This window comes from Spirosoma flavus (assembly GCF_054778555.1).
The window spans coordinates 1,859,073-1,874,964 of the sequence record NZ_BAAGZL010000001.1 but is presented as its reverse complement, the minus strand read 5'-3'; the positions used below and the strand labels follow the sequence as shown (position 1 = coordinate 1,874,964).

The window sequence follows — 15,892 nt, the reverse complement described above, 5'->3', positions numbered from 1 at the left end:
GGGATTAAATAATTTTCAACCGTTCTTCTTCCAGATCAATTTGGTATAACTGCTGACGGATAATTTCTTCGTCAATCGTTGGGTCTTTGTTGAGTTCGGCAAGAAACTGCCGCTGACTTTCAAGTAATTCCACAAAAATTGCCTTCGATTTCACATTCATCCAACTGTCGTCGGTGGCTTTTGACCGTTCCTCCCATTGCTTGAGAAATTTCTCCATGCCGGTATGACCATTCAGCTCGTTTTCATATTTAGTTTTTAGGAACTGATAGACATGCTGTTTTAAACCCTGCTTCATTTGCTGCCGTACCAATTCTTCCGATCCTTCTTCGACTAAGCCTTCGAATAGTTTTGTCCTGGTTATGAAATAAGGGAGTGTAAGTCCCTGTACCAGAAGGGTAAGCAGTATCGCAACAAACGTAATAACCAGAATAAGATTTCTTTGCGGGAAAGCGGTGCCATTTTCTAACGTAATTGGTATCGCTAAAGCCGCGGCTAGCGACACCACACCACGCATACCCGTCCAGCCAAGAAGCATAGGCATCAACCAACGCCTTCTGTTAGAGCGAGCCTGAGGAACTACACTAGGGCGAAAAATAATCGTAGCTAACAATGCAGCATAAGCGCTAATCATTCGGGCAGCAATTAATACGCCGGTTACCAACACGCCATAGCCAATGGCCGTACGTAAGGGAACGCCTTCGGTACGTAGCCCTTCAACGATTTCGGGAAGCTCCAGGCCGATGATCAAAAAGACAACACCATTCAGGATAAACACGAAACTTTCCCAGACACTAAAGCTTTGGATACGACTGGCGCTATTGAGGAAAACAAGTCGTTTACCCGACATAAACAGGCCACCACTTACAATAGCCAGTACGCCCGAACAGTGAATTTCTTCGGCCACCCAATACATAAAATACGGCTCAATAAGCGTCAGGGCAATGTGTGATTGTGCGTCGAGAGGAAGACGTTTATGTCCCTGAACAAAAAGCCAGGCCAGTAGCAAGCCAACGCCTGCCCCGCCAATTACCATCCATACAAAGCTCAAAGCGGCCTGTTGCCAAATAAATTGGCCCGTTCCGACAGCAACCAGTGCAAAGCGGAAAATAATCAGCGACGATGCATCATTGAGTAAGCTTTCACCTTCCAGAATAGCCGATGTGGATTTGGGTATTTTTACAAATTTGGTAATGGCTCCCGTACTCACCGCATCCGGTGGCGATACGATTCCGCCTAACAAAAAGCCTAACGCAATCGTAAATCCTGGAATGAAATGGTTAGCGGCAATCGCTACCGACAGTGCGGTAAAAAACACGACCAGAAAGGCAAAACTGCCAATGATTCGCCACCATTTTTTCATCTCTTTGAACGAGATAGTCCAGGAAGCCTCAAACAAAAGTGGCGGCAGAAAAATAAAAAAGATGAGATCGGGATTGATCTGTAATCTTGGCAGTCCGGGGATAAGACTAACGAGCAGACCTGCTACCACCAGCAGAATCGGGTAAGCAATTTTCAGGTGGTTCGCCCACATGTTCAGCAACACGATGGCTGCAATCATAGCGAGCAGAAACGGTAATAGGGTATGCATTAAATGAATGGTATATAATTCTGATAGCTAAGAAATTAACCCTTTTCAATAACCTGTATTAAGATACTTAATTGACTGAGAAGGTCGGTAACTCACCATACACGTGTGGCACTAGGCTTATAATGATACGTTAAATTGAACGTTTAGCAAAACTTTTTGAGCATTGATCTATCCGCCTGTCCCCTATGTAATATCAATTATCAAATTGACTAATCAGCAGTTCAGTACACTTTCTAAAATAGCATTAAGCGTTTCGGTGAGTACTACGTATCAAATTATGCGGGAATCTGGGGTTTTTGTCCTTATTTCGTCCCGGCAACCGTCTATCTCCCGTGCAGATTATCGTCGATATCGGCAACACCGATGCCGTTTTCGGTCTTTACGACCAAGCAACCTGGCCACACATCTGGCGAACACCCGCCCGGCGGGAAGAATCACCGGACGCTTACGAACGACGTTTACGGCTCTGGCTGCTCGAAGCCTCTATCCCGCTGAGTGCGATCCAGCATACGGTCATTAGCAGCGTAGTACCTGATTTGACACCTACGCTACGTATCATGCTAACCAATCTGTTTGGTTTCGAGCCTGTTGTAGTTGGGCCTGGTGTTTACCCGCTCTTACCAATCGAAGTGCTACGTCCGCATGAAATCGGCGCCGATCTGGTTGCCAATGCACTGGCCGCGTATACGCGTTACCAACGGAATTGCGTAGTCGTCGATTTTGGAACGGCGCTCACATTTACAACGGTTTCGGGAGAGGGCAAAATTATTGGTGTAGCCATTGCGCCCGGTCTGCGAACAGCCATTCGGTCACTTTTTTCGAATACCGCGCAACTTCCCGAAGTACCGATTGAAGTACCTGCGTCGGCGCTGGGTACCAGCACTACTCACGCGATTCAGGCGGGTGTTTTACTTGGATACGAGGGCCTGGTACGTTCCTTGGTCGAGCGTATCCAGAGCGAGCTCAATGGCGACTGCATTGCCGTGGCTACTGGTGGTTTATCGAGCCGAATTCCTTCTCTACGTAGTGTTTTTACCGACATCATTCCATCTCTGACGCTGGAAGGCGTTCGGCTGATCGGCGAATTTGCCAGAAAATAGCTCAATAGTTTTGCGCTCTTATAAGTTTATTGTAATGCAAAAAGCGACGCCTTATTTAAGTGTCGCTTTTTGCATTATTTAAATATCAATAAAATATCATGAATATTTTTTCTGACCACCTAATAAATTTTTACTAAGACCAATTTTGACCTTTCTGCTGAAAAATAGAACATTATATACTTTTTTCCATATCGCTACTATTCCATCCATATATAGTTACAAAAGCAAAAATATCACTATTTCATACGGCTAATCAGACCTTTATATTATGATTAATTTGGCATAAACGTATTAACTCACAATTAAAAAAAAAGCCGTGAGTAAAACGTTTTTGTCCAATTTCTCATAAACAATCATGTCTTATGAAAACAGTACGTTTTCTACTCAATGTTAGCCTAATTGTACTTTCCAGTGTTCATTTTGCTCAGGCAGTCGCTCCCAAACCCGTCTGGCGCTCAGGGAAAGTAGTTTTATGGGATAATGTAATTCTTGAAGGAGAACTTATCTACAACTGGTTAGTTGAAACGGTTCAGTTCCGTCAGGAAGATGGACGTATTCGCCTGTTTCCAGCCAATCAGCTCCGTCAGTTTAGTTGGTTTGATACACAGTTGAACAGACAACGGGATTTTATGGCCCTTACTAACGTAGCAGCAGAACATCCAGAAACGTATCGAATTTATGAAGTTTGTATGGATGGCCCTCTAGCCGTTGTTCGTCGATTGAAGCGTCCACGCGGCCTCTGGAAGCGAACTCTCGGAAATCCAACTCATTTTAATGACACTGCTATATTAGCCCAGGAACCTGATTTCTTCGACTACTACGTTCACGATGCCGGTCGACTACGCGCACTTGATCGGTATTACACGGATATTTATCAGCCTCTCATGACATCGTATGCTAAGCAGATTAATACGTATACTGAGACACATAACATCAATGACAGAACCCTGATGGGTCGTCTTATTCTGATTAGCCATTATAATACGTTAGTGGAGCAGTCGTCTTCAACAGCTTCGGCCCGCAACCTGATTCAGGCGCAGGAATAAATGCTACGTTTCGGTTGGAGATTCGGGCGTCTCGTCGGTAAGCGTTGAACTCTGTCGTTTTTTTCGCTTTCGAAGTGCATCGTTCAGCAGGAATTCAATTTGACCGTTCACGCTTCGAAACTCCTCCTGTGCCCATCTCTCCAGCTCTTTCAACGTTTCGGGTTGAATCCTCAGCACAAATGCTTTTTTCTCAGCAGCCATTTGAGAGTTGTACGATTGTAGAGTTATAAAGTCGAAAAGTTATAGAGAAATAAGGTTGTAGACTTAACAGCTGTTCACAATACAACTATATAACTTTACAACCTTATAACTCTATAACTTTTTTACTACGTATAAAGCGTTCCTGCGTTCACGACTGGACTTACGGATTTTTCGCCACACAGCACGACCAGTAAGTTGCTGACCATAGCGGCTTTACGTTCTTCATCGAGCTGTACTACGTCTTTTTCGGCGAGTCGGGCGAGTGCCATTTCGACCATACCTACGGCCCCTTCCACGATTTGCTTCCGGGCCGAAACAACTGCCGTTGCCTGCTGACGCTGTAACATCGCACCGGCAATTTCGGGCGCATAAGCCAGGTGACTGATACGTGCTTCCATCACACGAACGCCCGCCTGACCAAGTCGTTCATCGAGCTCCTGCTCCAGAAATTTGTTGATTTGGCCGGTATTGTCACGTAACGTAACGGTTTCGTGCTCATCTTCCATATTATCGTAAGCATGCGAACTAGCCAGAAACCTGACCGCTGCTTCCGACTGAATCTGCACGAAATTCGCATAATTATCAACATCGAAGAGCGCTTTGGCCGTATCGGCCACCTGCCATACTACCACAGCCGCAATTTCGATGGGATTCCCCATTTTATCGTTCACTTTCAATTGCTGACCGTTCAGGTTGCGGGCACGCAGACTGATGCGGGTTTTGCTATACAGCGGGTTCACCCAACGCAGGCCTGTTTCTTTCATCGTGCCTACGTAGTCGCCAAAGAACGTAGCGGCAATGCCTTCGTTTGGATAAATCACAATGATTCCTTTCAGAATAAACACGCCAGTGAAGAATAGCAGTATTCCCCAAAGCGGATTACTGCCGTAATTAATAATAACTAAGGCAGCCAAAACAAAGCAGGCCAGGCCAATCAACAGGAATACATATCCTGATGCAGAAGTAAGCTTTTTCTCTTGCATGACGGTAAAGTTTAGTTCAGAAGTATGCTATCAAAATAATATCACAATGATAGATAGATTTTACGGCATTCCTTCCAAAATTGTATAAGCGGTTCTGGCGATCTGGCAACGGCTTCTTTTGACATATGGCTGTAAACGCCAATCCTTTTCGTTATTTTTGCGCCCTCAAAGAGTGGTCGATAGAGAAACCGACCAACGTATTGACCAATATGCAGCTTAGCGAACAGGAAATAAATCGCCGACAGAAGCGAGAAGAACTGATGCGGATGGGTATCGACCCCTACCCTGCCGCGCTTTTTGACGTAAATACGACCGTTGCCGATATCCGGTCGACTTTTCAAACGATAGAGCCTGAGCAGGATTTATCGGGTGATGAACGCTGGGGCAACGTACAACTGGCTGGTCGTTTGATGATTATCCGGATCAGTGGTAGTGCGTCATTTGCCGAATTACAGGATTCGACTGGACGTATCCAGCTTTATTTCCGGCGCGACGACATTTGCCCCGGCGAGGATAAAACGCTGTATAACACCGTATTTAAGAAGTTACTCGACATTGGTGATATCATTGGCGTTCGTGGGCATATATTCTCTACAAAAACCGGCGAATTGTCGGTATATGTCAAAGAATTTACGATTCTGAACAAATCGCTACGTCCGTTGCCGGTTGTTAAAGAAGTGGTGAATGAGCAGGGCGAGAAAGAAACATACGACGCCTTTACCGATCCTGAACAGCGCTATCGGCAGCGCTACGTTGACCTGATTGTGAATCCGCAGGTACGTGATGTATTTGTGAAACGTACTAAACTGGTCAATTCCATTCGTCAGTACCTGAGTAACAAAGGATATCTGGAGGTCGAAACGCCTATTCTTCAGCCGATTCACGGAGGTGCAACAGCCCGGCCATTTAGTACGCACCACAACTCGCTCGATATGACGCTGTATATGCGTATCGCTAACGAGTTGTATCTGAAGCGGTTGATTGTGGGTGGTTACGACGGTGTTTTCGAGTTTGCGAAAGATTTCCGAAATGAAGGAATGGATCGCACTCACAACCCGGAGTTTACGCAAGTTGAATTCTACGTAGCATACAAAGATTACGTCTGGATGATGGACACCATCGAAGAGATGGTTGAAAAAGTAGCGCTCGACGTAGCAGGAACAACCAAAGTGACGGTTGGCGAGAACATCATCGATTTTAAGCGCCCCTGGAAACGCCTGACAATGTTCAAAGCTATTCAGGAATACACCGGCGTCGACGTATCGGAAATGGACGAAGCGGCACTACGTCAGGTAGCCGAAAGTCGGGGTATCAAAACCGACTCCACGATGGGCAAGTCAAAATTGATTGATGAATTGTTCGGCGATGCCTGCGAACCCAATTTGATTCAGCCGACGTTTATTACGGATTATCCCGTTGAAATGTCGCCATTGACCAAAAAACACCGTAGCAAACCGGGTCTGGTTGAACGATTTGAAGCCATTTGTAACGGCAAAGAGATCGCGAATGCGTATTCAGAACTAAACGACCCACTAGACCAGCGTGAGCGTTTCGAAGAACAGCTACGTTTAGCCGAGCGAGGTGATGAAGAAGCAATGGCGCTTGACGAAGACTTTCTGCGCGCGCTTGAATACGGTATGCCACCAACGGCGGGTGTCGGTTTGGGCATTGACCGATTAGCCATGATTATGACTAATCAGCCGTCGATTCAAGATGTACTTTTCTTTCCGCAGATGCGCCCTGAGAAAAAGCTGGAGCAATCGAGTGAGGATGATTTTGTATCAGCGGGCGTTCCAGCCGAATGGGTTCCAGCTGTTCAGAAACTTGGTTTTATGACAGTGGAGCAACTACGTACCGCCAATCCCAACAAACTTTTCAATGATTTGGGGGGTGTACGGAAGAAGTTAAAAATGGAAATCAAAATGCCGAACCTCGACGAGGTAAAGAGCTGGACAGGAAATAGCTAACAACAGTACTGGACAGTTTATATACGTAAAAACTGGGGTTGCTAAAAAACAACCCTCTTAACATATATAAACTGTCCAGATTATTCAGTTTCCTAAGCCAGAAGTGCCAGGTCGATAAGTTTAATCTTCTAATTTTTTAACCTTTACCGCATTAAGTCCTTTTTTGCCATCAATAACTTCAAACTGTACGCGATCTTTTTCACGAATCGTAATACCGTTCAGGCCGGTAATATGCACGAAAATGTCCCGGTTGGTATCGTCTTCAACAATGAATCCGTAGCCCTTACTTTCGTTAAAGAATTTTACTACACCTGTTTGCATAAAACTTAAACAATTAAACAATTAAACACTTAAAGGGTCAGTTATTAACAAAAAACGCGAAACAGCCACAGGGTATCTCAATAGTTCAGAAAACATTGTTGAGAATCAGCGTACTTTGTTGCGTATAAGTATTCCGACGGGCAGCCATAGGTCGAAACCGTCGTTACAACACAAAGAAAACAAAAATGTTCCTACTACAAGTAGATTAGGCCCTTTTTTTAGCGATTTTCGATAGATTTACATCGTTTTCTGTGTAAACGGCAAACAATCTATTAAACAGGCCTGTTATTTTTTTCGTCAACGAATCGAATTTAGTAGACACTTCGCAACAGAAAACGATGAATAAAATTCGATATTTTCTTGAAAGTCAAGCGTTTGGAGTTTGTTCGTGGCTTGGCGAGAAAATGAATATCTCGGCTAGCAGCATTCGGCTGTATTTTATATATACTTCTTGCTTGACAATGGGCTCGCCTGTGATCCTTTATCTAATCCTGGCGTTCTGGATGGAAATGAGGAAACACCTTCGCCGACACGCTCATCCTACTATCTGGGAACTGTGAGACATTTGAGCTGTATAAAATGTACGAAGTAGTATATATGAGGTTTCATGATGGCAAAAATTGGTACATCGCATATCTATCAAACATCCTACAATATACTTCATCGAATTATTTCTCTAAACGTTTTCTTGCCTTCGCCGAAATATTGCCACACCAGGCTGTGAGGATATAAGGTTACTTTGGTACGTTGTTGCTGTTGTAGTTGTTTACGCTGACGATGGAGCGTAGGTAATCGCCCGTAAAACGCGAAGTGAGCTTGTAGGATTGCTAGTATATCACGCCATTGCCCATTTTTTAAGAAGAGCATGGAAGAAAGTCCGTCCAGCGTTAGTCGGAGGAGTATTTTTGGCCAGAACCAGGCATTGGCTGGCCAATTTTTATACAGCATGTAAAGGCTGTTCCGGTAATTCAAATACGTTTTATGCGGATTGGTTTTAGGGAGCGTCCCTCCCCCGACGTGGTATACAGTCGATTGTCCACAAGCCCAAACTTCGTAACCTAATCGCTGCGCTCGCCAGCACCAGTCAATTTCTTCCATATGCGCGAAGAAATCGGCATCAAAACCGCCAAGCTGATGAAAGACGCTGGAACGCACAAACAGGCAGGCGCCTGTTGCCCAAAAAACCGAGCGGTTATCATCGTATTGACCGTGGTCGGTTTCGAACGTAGCAAAAATGCGTCCTCGGCAAAATACATACCCTAGCCAATCCAGAAACCCCCCAGCCGCACCCGCGTGTTCAAACAGCTGCTGCTCCTGGTAAGAACGTATTTTGGGCTGGCAAGCCACCACGTTCTGATTTGTCTCCAGCAATGTTAAAATCGGCTGAATCCAATTGACCGTTACTTCGATATCCGAATTAAGCAGGACGTAGTACGTAGCACCGCCGTACGTAGTGCGAACAATATCGAGTGCACGATTATAGCCACCTGCATAACCTTCATTATGAGGAAGTTCAATTACACGGACGGTTGGAAACGTAGCACGAAGGAACGTAACAGAATCGTCGCGGGAAGCACTGTCTGCTACGTAGACCGGGTGGCCGTCGGCGTGGGCTAATACGTTGGGAAGAAATTTTTCCAGAAACGGTTTCCCGTTATAATTCAGAATGACAATGGCGAGGGTATCCACAAGATAAGCTTACATTTTGTCGATTGCCATCGCTGTGGATCCGATGACTCACAAATGGCAACCAACAAACGTATCAATTCAATTTACTGCATCAACCCATCCAGATTTAGGCCGGGGATATTGGGTAATAGGCCTTCGGTAGCCTGACGAAGGTGTTCACGAGCTTTTGGTTCAATGTTGGCCATTGCCTTATTGGTGGCTGCAACAATCAGGTCCTGGAGCATTTCGCGATCGTCAGGCTTAATTAGCTCTGGATCAATGTCAATTTTCAATACGTTCTTCAAGCCGTTAACGGTTACTTTAACCAGCCCAGCTCCAGATTCACCTGTTTCAATAATGGTGCTAAGTGTTTCCTGAGCGTCTTTCATTCGGGATTGAACTTCTTTCATTTTCCCGAACATGTCCATAATGTTCATATTACAAAAATAGGCGAAACTTTCGGTCCGCATTTAGTTGAAAATCTTTGTTTTATAACTCTACCCTAGAAACTTTCGTTTCGACCGTTTTTAGGAAATGTTTTACGTATAGCTTTAAAACGAATTAATGAGCCATTCAGCACTTTATTCTATCAATTGGTGCAGCTAACTTATTTTATGACAAACGAATGCAGGATCCTGTCTTGCTTATTTTCACAAAAACATCAAGGAGATATTTCTATTTATCAGAAAAAAAGTACCATAGTTATAGGTTTTCTGCAACCAAGTCTTATATCTTTGCAAACACTAACTTAGTGCGTTAAGTAGTATGCAAAAGTCTCTACGCTGGCTCATTGTTTTCCTTCTTTTCATCGCCACAGGTCTTAGTTTTCTGGATCGTCAGGTACTGTCGATAGCGATTATCAAGATTCAGGAAGAGTTCAAGATTACGGACGTCCAGTATGGTATGATCAACACCAGTTTTTTGATCAGCTACGCCCTTATGTTCACGCTGGGCGGCTGGTTAATTGATCGAGTTGGTGGTAAACTTGGTCTGGCGATTTCGGTCGGCGTATGGTCTGTAGCCAACAGCTTACATGCCGTGATGACTAGCTTTTCGCAATTATTAACCTTTCGCTTTTTTCTGGGAATCGGCGAAGGCGGTTGCTTTCCGGGTGCCGCCTGGACGGTGTATCGCTGGTTCGACAAGGAAGAACGTGCTTTGGCCAATGGAATTGCGATTGGTGGTTCAGCTATTGGCGCGGTAGTAGCTCCCCCACTAACTATCTGGTTATCAGAAAATTATGGCTGGCGTGGAGGATTTCTAATTCCGGGATTGATTGGCATTGCCTGGGTGATTGTATGGCTATTTATTCCCTGGAGAAAAGAAGCAATGGCCGCTGATATAGCCATTAAATCGGACACAAAGGAAACCGTCCCTTTCCTGACTTTACTCAAACTCCGGGCGACCTGGGTCTTCATCATTATCCGCTTTCTGCTCGATCCGGTGTTCTATTTCATGATGTTCTGGATACCTAAATACCTTAGTTCCGTTCGGCATGTTTCGTTTGAGCAGATTGGCAGTTTATTCTGGATTCCCTTTCTGGCTCTGGGCATTGCCAACGTCATTGGTGGCTGGTTTTCAGGACAATTGATCGCCCATAATTTTTCGATCAATAAAGCGCGCAAAACGGTTATGGGCATTGCGGCTTTCCTGACGTTAGCGGCACCCGCTATCGAATGGGTATCGTCGGTTAACGTAGCGGTTGCCCTGATGGCGGTATTCATGTTTGCGCATGGCTTCTGGATTACTAATTACATTACGTCCATATCGGATATGTTTGGGCAAAAGGCGACGTCTACTGTCGTCGGTTTGTCAGGAACGGCGGGGGCTGTATCGGGTTTATTGCTCAATCCTCTGATGGGTGTCGTCATTCAGCAATACTCCTATCGACCCTTATGGATTGCGTCGGGGCTATTGTACCCACTCGCTTTTGTACTGTTGATTGTTTTGATCCCTACAATTAAGCCTTTATTAGTATCTGATAATCAGAATATAACAGAAGGAAACGTAATACAGGATTATTCATAAAGATTGGCTCACTGAACCCATTTTAGCTTTTCAAAGCAACGTTTTTGTCATGCTGAGGCACGAAGCATCTTAAAGATTCATCACTCTCAGGTTTGGATACTTTGAGATGCTTCGTGCCTCAGCATGACAAACAATGCTCTCTTTTAACGTACTGAAAGTTCAAGAGTGGATTGCGCAAAAATCAACTTAGTGCACTAAGTAAACTATATCAAGGCATAAACTAAAAAATATGAAAGATCAACCATTAAATGGATTGGCTGTCAAACAAGCTGAACTGGTAAAACGAAAAAAGACCCGCCCGCGAATAGGTGTATTTGGTGTTGGGTATTTCAAATACTGGGGGCAGTTCGAGGGGTTACTGGATGACATGATGCGGAAACAGCACGTATTCATCCAGAAAATCAAAGCGCTCGATGCCGCAGAAATTATTGATTTTGGACTGGTCGATGACGTAGCAAAAGCCTACGAAATGGTGCCTAAACTGAACGCGGCCAACCTCGACCTAATCTTCTGCGATATGCTCACCTACGCTACGTCCAGTACGTTCGGTGTCATTATCAAAAGTATCGACGTACCGATTGTACTAGTCGCACTGCAACCTGACAAAGCAATGGATTACAGTCGGGCATCGACGTACATGCAGTTGTACAACGATGACATTTGTTCGCTCCCCGAATTTGCTGGTGTAGCTGTTCGGATGGGAAAGAAAGTACCGGAAATGATCATTGGTACGTTGCACGACGACCCTGCCGCTGACGCCGAAATCGAAGAATATTGCCGAATAGCGGCTGTTCTTCACGACCTAAAAACCTCCCGAATTGGGCATATCGGTCACCCCATCGAGGCCATGCTCGATATGCACTCCGATTCGACAATGTTGACGGCACACTTTGGCGTGCATATTGTTCAGTGTGAAGCGCACGAAATTGTGACGCAGTATCAGCAGGCCACCGAAAACGAGGTTGACGGTGTAAAGGGACGGATTTTGGATTTTTTCGATACGCCAGACCCCGTTTCCGACCCCATCTCCGAAAAACTTCGCGACTCTGATTTGCACATAGCGGCTCAGGCGGCTGTGGCGTTGGAAAAATTCATCAAAGCGAAAAAACTGGACGGGCTGGCCTACTATTACGATGGCCCCGATGGCAGTGATACGCGCGTGGTGATGTCGAATCTGATCGTGGGTAATTCACTCCTTCAGGGCGCAGGTTTCCCAATGTGTGGCGAATCCGACCTGAAAACCTGTATTGCTATGCTCATCATGGAACGGCTGGGTATCGGGGGCAGTTTCGCGGAGTTTCACCCGGTTGATTTCAAAGAGGGTTTTGTACTCGTGGGGCACGATGGGCCGCACAACATCGCAATAGCCGAGGGCCAGCCGGTGCTACGTAGCCTGAAAAAATACCACGGAAAACCAGGCTTTGGAGCGGGCGTCGAATTCAAGATTAAGGAAGGGCCGATTACCATGCTGAGTATCAGCTCTACGTTCGAGGGCAAGATGAAATTCGTTATTGCCGAGGGCGAATCCATTGCGGGCCCTATTCCGCCAACGGGCAATACCAACACCCGTGGTTTCTTCAAACCGGATGTACGCATCTTCCTGAAACGCTGGATCAGCGCTGGTCCAACGCACCACTTTGCGCTGGGCGTGGGACATCATGCCGCCACCATCCAAAAAATTGCTAACTACCTCAAAATAGAGTCTGTCATCATCCCAAATCATTAGTCAACAGACAGTTGGCTATTAGTAACCCTCTCAAATCTTAAACCTTAATTTTTAATCATGGACCATTTTCTATTTCATCGACTGCGACTCCTGGTGATTGGCAGTATGTTGAGTATACTGGCTACCGTAACCACTGGATTTGCCCAGTCGGCCAAAGTGACGGTTAGCGGTAAAATAACGGCATCGGAAGACGGTGAAGCGCTGGTGGGTGCGACCGTAACCGAGAAAGGCACCACGAACGGAACAACATCTGACCCAAACGGTAACTTCAAACTGAACGTAGCATCCAACGCTACGCTGGTGGTGAGTTTCATTGGTTACGCCCCCCAGGAAATTCCGGTGTCCTCCCGTTCGACGATCAATGTAAGCCTCAAAACCGATCAGCAGCAGTTGCAGGACGTAGTGGTGGTTGGCTACGGTACCCAGCGCAAAAAAGACCTGACTGGTTCTATTGTCAATCTAACTAACAAAGATCTTGTACCCGTACCATCCGCTACAAGTGTCGATCAGATGATGCAGGGCAAAGTGGCCGGGGTGCAGATCACACAAAACTCCGGTGCGCCGGGCGGTAACGTCAACGTCATCATACGGGGTATCAGCTCGATTACGGGCGGAAATTCACCCTTATACGTAGTAGACGGCTACGCAATTGGTACGGGCGGTGGCGGTTCTGACCTAAGCAATTTTGCGTCTAATTCATATTCCGCCAGCGGTATTGCCAGTAGCAGTTCAACGAACCGGATTAATCCCCTCAGTGTAATCAACCCCGCTGATATTGAGTCGATTCAGGTATTGAAAGACGCTTCGGCGACGGCTATTTACGGATCGCGCGGTGCTAATGGTGTCGTTATCATCACCACCAAACGCGGTAAGTTGGGCAAACCGACAATCAACTTCGAATACTCGGTTGGAATGCAAGAATTGGCTAAAAAATTAAAATTGCTGACTCCGCGCCAATATGCGGAGTACGTAGCAGAAGGGCGCGACAATGCGTGGGTTTATGCAGGCGGAAAAGCCACGGACGCCAATAGTGTTCGGAGTACGGCTACCCAGGTTAAACCTGAATTCCGGAACCCGAGCCAATTTGCGGATCAAGGCTATGGCACCGATTGGCAGGATGTCATTTTCCAAAAAGGCATGGTCCAGAATTACCAGCTATCGACCAGCGGAACGGCGAAAGATGTTAGTTACTACGTATCAGGAGGCTACTTTACCAACAAAGGCATCGTCATTGGCTCCGACTTCAACAAATTTACGCTACGTACTAATATCGACGCCCATCTGACGGAGAAACTAAAAATCGGTGCGTCATTTTCGGGAGCGCATTCGTACGGCAACTTCGCTCGGGCAGAAGGTCACCTGCAATTCCGTGGGTTGATTTCAGCCGCTTTAGCCAGTGACCCAACCATCCCGGTATACAACGCCGACGGTACCCCTTATTCCGAATTTTCCAGCCCAACGGGTATTCCGGTCGAAAATCCAGTCGTGATTGCTGCCGAATTTTCAGATAAACGTAACAACACCAATGTATTCACCAACAATTATTTACAGTATGAATTAATGCCGGGTCTGGTGTTAAAAACGTCGGTTGGTGTTAATTACTCCAACAACGTAACACGCCTGTGGAAATCCTCGAAAGTAGGGCTGGCTACTAGCCGTACAGGAGCCGCTACGGCCGGTGCTACCGAAGGCAAAAGCCTGAACTGGCTGAACGAGAACACCATTAACTACCGGCACAAGTTTGGTCAGCACGACGTAGATGCGTTGGTGGGATATACCATTCAGAAAAACTCCGACGAGATTTTGCAGGCGGGGGCTACCGGTTTCTCAACCGATTACGTACCTTATCTGGCCGCCGGAACGGTTTCGACGGGTACAAATTATATCAGCGAGTGGGCTATTATGTCCTGGCTGGCGCGGGTGAATTACGCCTTTGCCAACAAATATCTGGTCACCGCGACGATTCGGCAGGATGGTAGCTCACGGTTTGGTGCGAAAAATCGCTGGGGTACGTTCCCTTCCGTATCGCTGGCTTACCGACTGTCGGATGAGGCTTTCATGAAGTCGATTTCGGCAATCAGCGACTTGAAAATCAGAGCTAGTTACGGTATTGCCGGAAACAATTTGATTCCAAATTATGCAACACAGGGGCTGCTAGGCGTATCGCGTACAGTGGCAAATGGTCAAATTGTATCGGGCATTGTTCCCACGAGTTTGGCGAATGATGAACTAACCTGGGAGCAATCGCAGCAAACGAATCTGGCTCTTGATCTGTCTCTGTTTCAAAACCGCCTGTCCGTTACGTTCGATGCGTATCTGGCTTACAAAAAGAACCTGCTCCTGAATGTTACGTTGCCCTCGGCGTCTGGCTTTGGTAGCTCGGTGCAGAACATTGGCGAGGTGGAGAATAAAGGGCTGGAGTTGACCATCAATTCGCAGAATATTGCGAAAGGGCCTTTCCAGTGGAGTACAGATTTCAACATTAGCTGGAATCGCAACAAAGTTCTGGCCCTAAATTCCGAAGCGGCACGTATCGTTACGTCCGATTATCAGGTTGCGCAGGTCGGTTATCCGATTTCCAGTTTCCGACTCCTGAACATTCTGGGCATTTTCCAGACGCAGGAAGAAATCAGCAAAAGTCCGCTGCAAAACCCACGCGTAGTACCCGGTGATTATAAGTATCAGGATGTAGACGGCAACGGAACCGTCAATACGTCCGACAGAACCATTGTGGGCAATCCCTGGCCCAAATATACCTGGGGTTTCGGCAACCGATTTAGCTACCGAAATCTTAGCCTGAGCGTGAGCATAAACGGTACGTATGGCAACCAGATTTATTTCCAGGGTGGCGAGGTATCGCTTAACGATGCGGGTGTTCAGAACCAGTTGGCCGCCATTGCCGACCGCTGGCGTTCACCCGAAAATCCGGGAGCAGGATTGTATACCCGAGCGATACGTAACGATTACGCTTTTGGCTTCAGCGCGGGTACAACCAAGTATCTGTTCGATGGCTCATTTACGCGCATTCGGGACGTCAATCTCTCCTACACATTCCCGGCCACTACGTTGAGCAAGATCAAAATCCAGGGGCTTTCGGTCTATGCCGACGTAACGAATCTGTACACCTTCACGAAATATCCGGGCTACGATCCGGAAGGCGGCACAGGTGGCGACAATCTGGCACGTAGCGGGATCGACTTTTTCGCCTATCCCAACCCTCGCACCTACACACTTGGCGTTCGGCTAACCCTTTAATCATCTCTG

Annotated in this window: 13 protein-coding genes; 7 read left to right on the top strand and 6 right to left on the bottom strand. The window is 46.4% G+C overall.

Annotation, left to right across the window (positions count from 1 at the left end; translation table 11 throughout):
• Positions 1–4: 4 nt before the first annotated feature.
• Positions 5–1,588: a Na+/H+ antiporter gene (locus ACYVF1_RS07290; protein WP_461077076.1), complete on the bottom strand. Its 1,584-nt coding sequence runs from the start codon at positions 1,586–1,588 to the stop codon at positions 5–7.
• Positions 1,589–1,920: 332 nt separating this feature from the next.
• On the opposite strand from ACYVF1_RS07290, the gene ACYVF1_RS07285 reads away from it, so the two are divergent.
• Positions 1,921–2,688, top strand: coding sequence for a type III pantothenate kinase (locus ACYVF1_RS07285; protein WP_461077835.1), 768 nt, complete (start codon positions 1,921–1,923; stop codon positions 2,686–2,688).
• 362 nt (positions 2,689–3,050) lie between these two features.
• The gene (locus ACYVF1_RS07280; protein ID WP_461077074.1) at positions 3,051–3,734 is read left to right on the top strand and encodes a hypothetical protein; all 684 of its coding nucleotides are present in this window, start codon (positions 3,051–3,053) and stop codon (positions 3,732–3,734) included.
• A 3-nt stretch (positions 3,735–3,737) separates the two neighbouring features.
• On the opposite strand, the gene ACYVF1_RS07275 is transcribed toward ACYVF1_RS07280, so the two are convergent.
• Both ACYVF1_RS07275 and ACYVF1_RS07270 read right to left on the bottom strand, forming a co-directional pair.
• The gene (locus ACYVF1_RS07275) at positions 3,738–3,935 is read right to left on the bottom strand and encodes a type II toxin-antitoxin system antitoxin (protein ID WP_461077072.1); all 198 of its coding nucleotides are present in this window, start codon (positions 3,933–3,935) and stop codon (positions 3,738–3,740) included.
• 125 nt (positions 3,936–4,060) lie between these two features.
• Positions 4,061–4,918, bottom strand: coding sequence for an SPFH domain-containing protein (locus ACYVF1_RS07270; protein WP_461077070.1), 858 nt, complete (start codon positions 4,916–4,918; stop codon positions 4,061–4,063).
• Between the two features lie 209 nt (positions 4,919–5,127).
• Here ACYVF1_RS07270 and lysS point away from each other — a divergent pair, with 209 nt between their 5' ends.
• Positions 5,128–6,885: a lysine--tRNA ligase gene (lysS, locus tag ACYVF1_RS07265; RefSeq protein WP_461077833.1), complete on the top strand. Its 1,758-nt coding sequence runs from the start codon at positions 5,128–5,130 to the stop codon at positions 6,883–6,885.
• Positions 6,886–7,005: 120 nt separating this feature from the next.
• Here the strand turns inward: lysS and ACYVF1_RS07260 are convergent, their stop codons facing one another.
• Complete coding sequence (locus ACYVF1_RS07260; protein WP_461077068.1) at positions 7,006–7,206, bottom strand: cold-shock protein; 201 nt, start codon at positions 7,204–7,206, stop codon at positions 7,006–7,008.
• Between the two features lie 338 nt (positions 7,207–7,544).
• Here ACYVF1_RS07260 and ACYVF1_RS07255 point away from each other — a divergent pair, with 338 nt between their 5' ends.
• Positions 7,545–7,766, top strand: a complete 222-nt coding sequence (locus ACYVF1_RS07255; RefSeq protein ID WP_461077066.1) for a PspC domain-containing protein — start codon at positions 7,545–7,547, stop codon at positions 7,764–7,766.
• A 100-nt stretch (positions 7,767–7,866) separates the two neighbouring features.
• Here the strand turns inward: ACYVF1_RS07255 and ACYVF1_RS07250 are convergent, their stop codons facing one another.
• Complete coding sequence (locus tag ACYVF1_RS07250; RefSeq protein WP_461077064.1) at positions 7,867–8,895, bottom strand: glycosyltransferase family 2 protein; 1,029 nt, start codon at positions 8,893–8,895, stop codon at positions 7,867–7,869.
• A gap of 83 nt (positions 8,896–8,978) precedes the next feature.
• Positions 8,979–9,311: a YbaB/EbfC family nucleoid-associated protein gene (locus tag ACYVF1_RS07245; protein WP_461077062.1), complete on the bottom strand. Its 333-nt coding sequence runs from the start codon at positions 9,309–9,311 to the stop codon at positions 8,979–8,981.
• Positions 9,312–9,639: 328 nt separating this feature from the next.
• On the opposite strand from ACYVF1_RS07245, the gene ACYVF1_RS07240 reads away from it, so the two are divergent.
• The 3 genes from ACYVF1_RS07240 to ACYVF1_RS07230 all read left to right on the top strand — a co-directional run bounded on the left by ACYVF1_RS07240 (position 9,640) and on the right by ACYVF1_RS07230 (position 15,883).
• On the top strand, positions 9,640–10,902 hold the full coding sequence (locus ACYVF1_RS07240) for an MFS transporter (protein WP_461077060.1): 1,263 nt from the start codon (positions 9,640–9,642) through the stop codon (positions 10,900–10,902).
• Positions 10,903–11,131: 229 nt separating this feature from the next.
• Complete coding sequence (locus tag ACYVF1_RS07235; protein ID WP_461077058.1) at positions 11,132–12,628, top strand: L-fucose/L-arabinose isomerase family protein; 1,497 nt, start codon at positions 11,132–11,134, stop codon at positions 12,626–12,628.
• 57 nt (positions 12,629–12,685) lie between these two features.
• Positions 12,686–15,883 carry a SusC/RagA family TonB-linked outer membrane protein gene (locus tag ACYVF1_RS07230; RefSeq protein ID WP_461077056.1) on the top strand — a complete coding sequence of 1,066 codons (3,198 nt, stop codon included), beginning with the start codon at positions 12,686–12,688 and terminating at the stop codon, positions 15,881–15,883.
• Positions 15,884–15,892 lie beyond the last annotated feature (9 nt).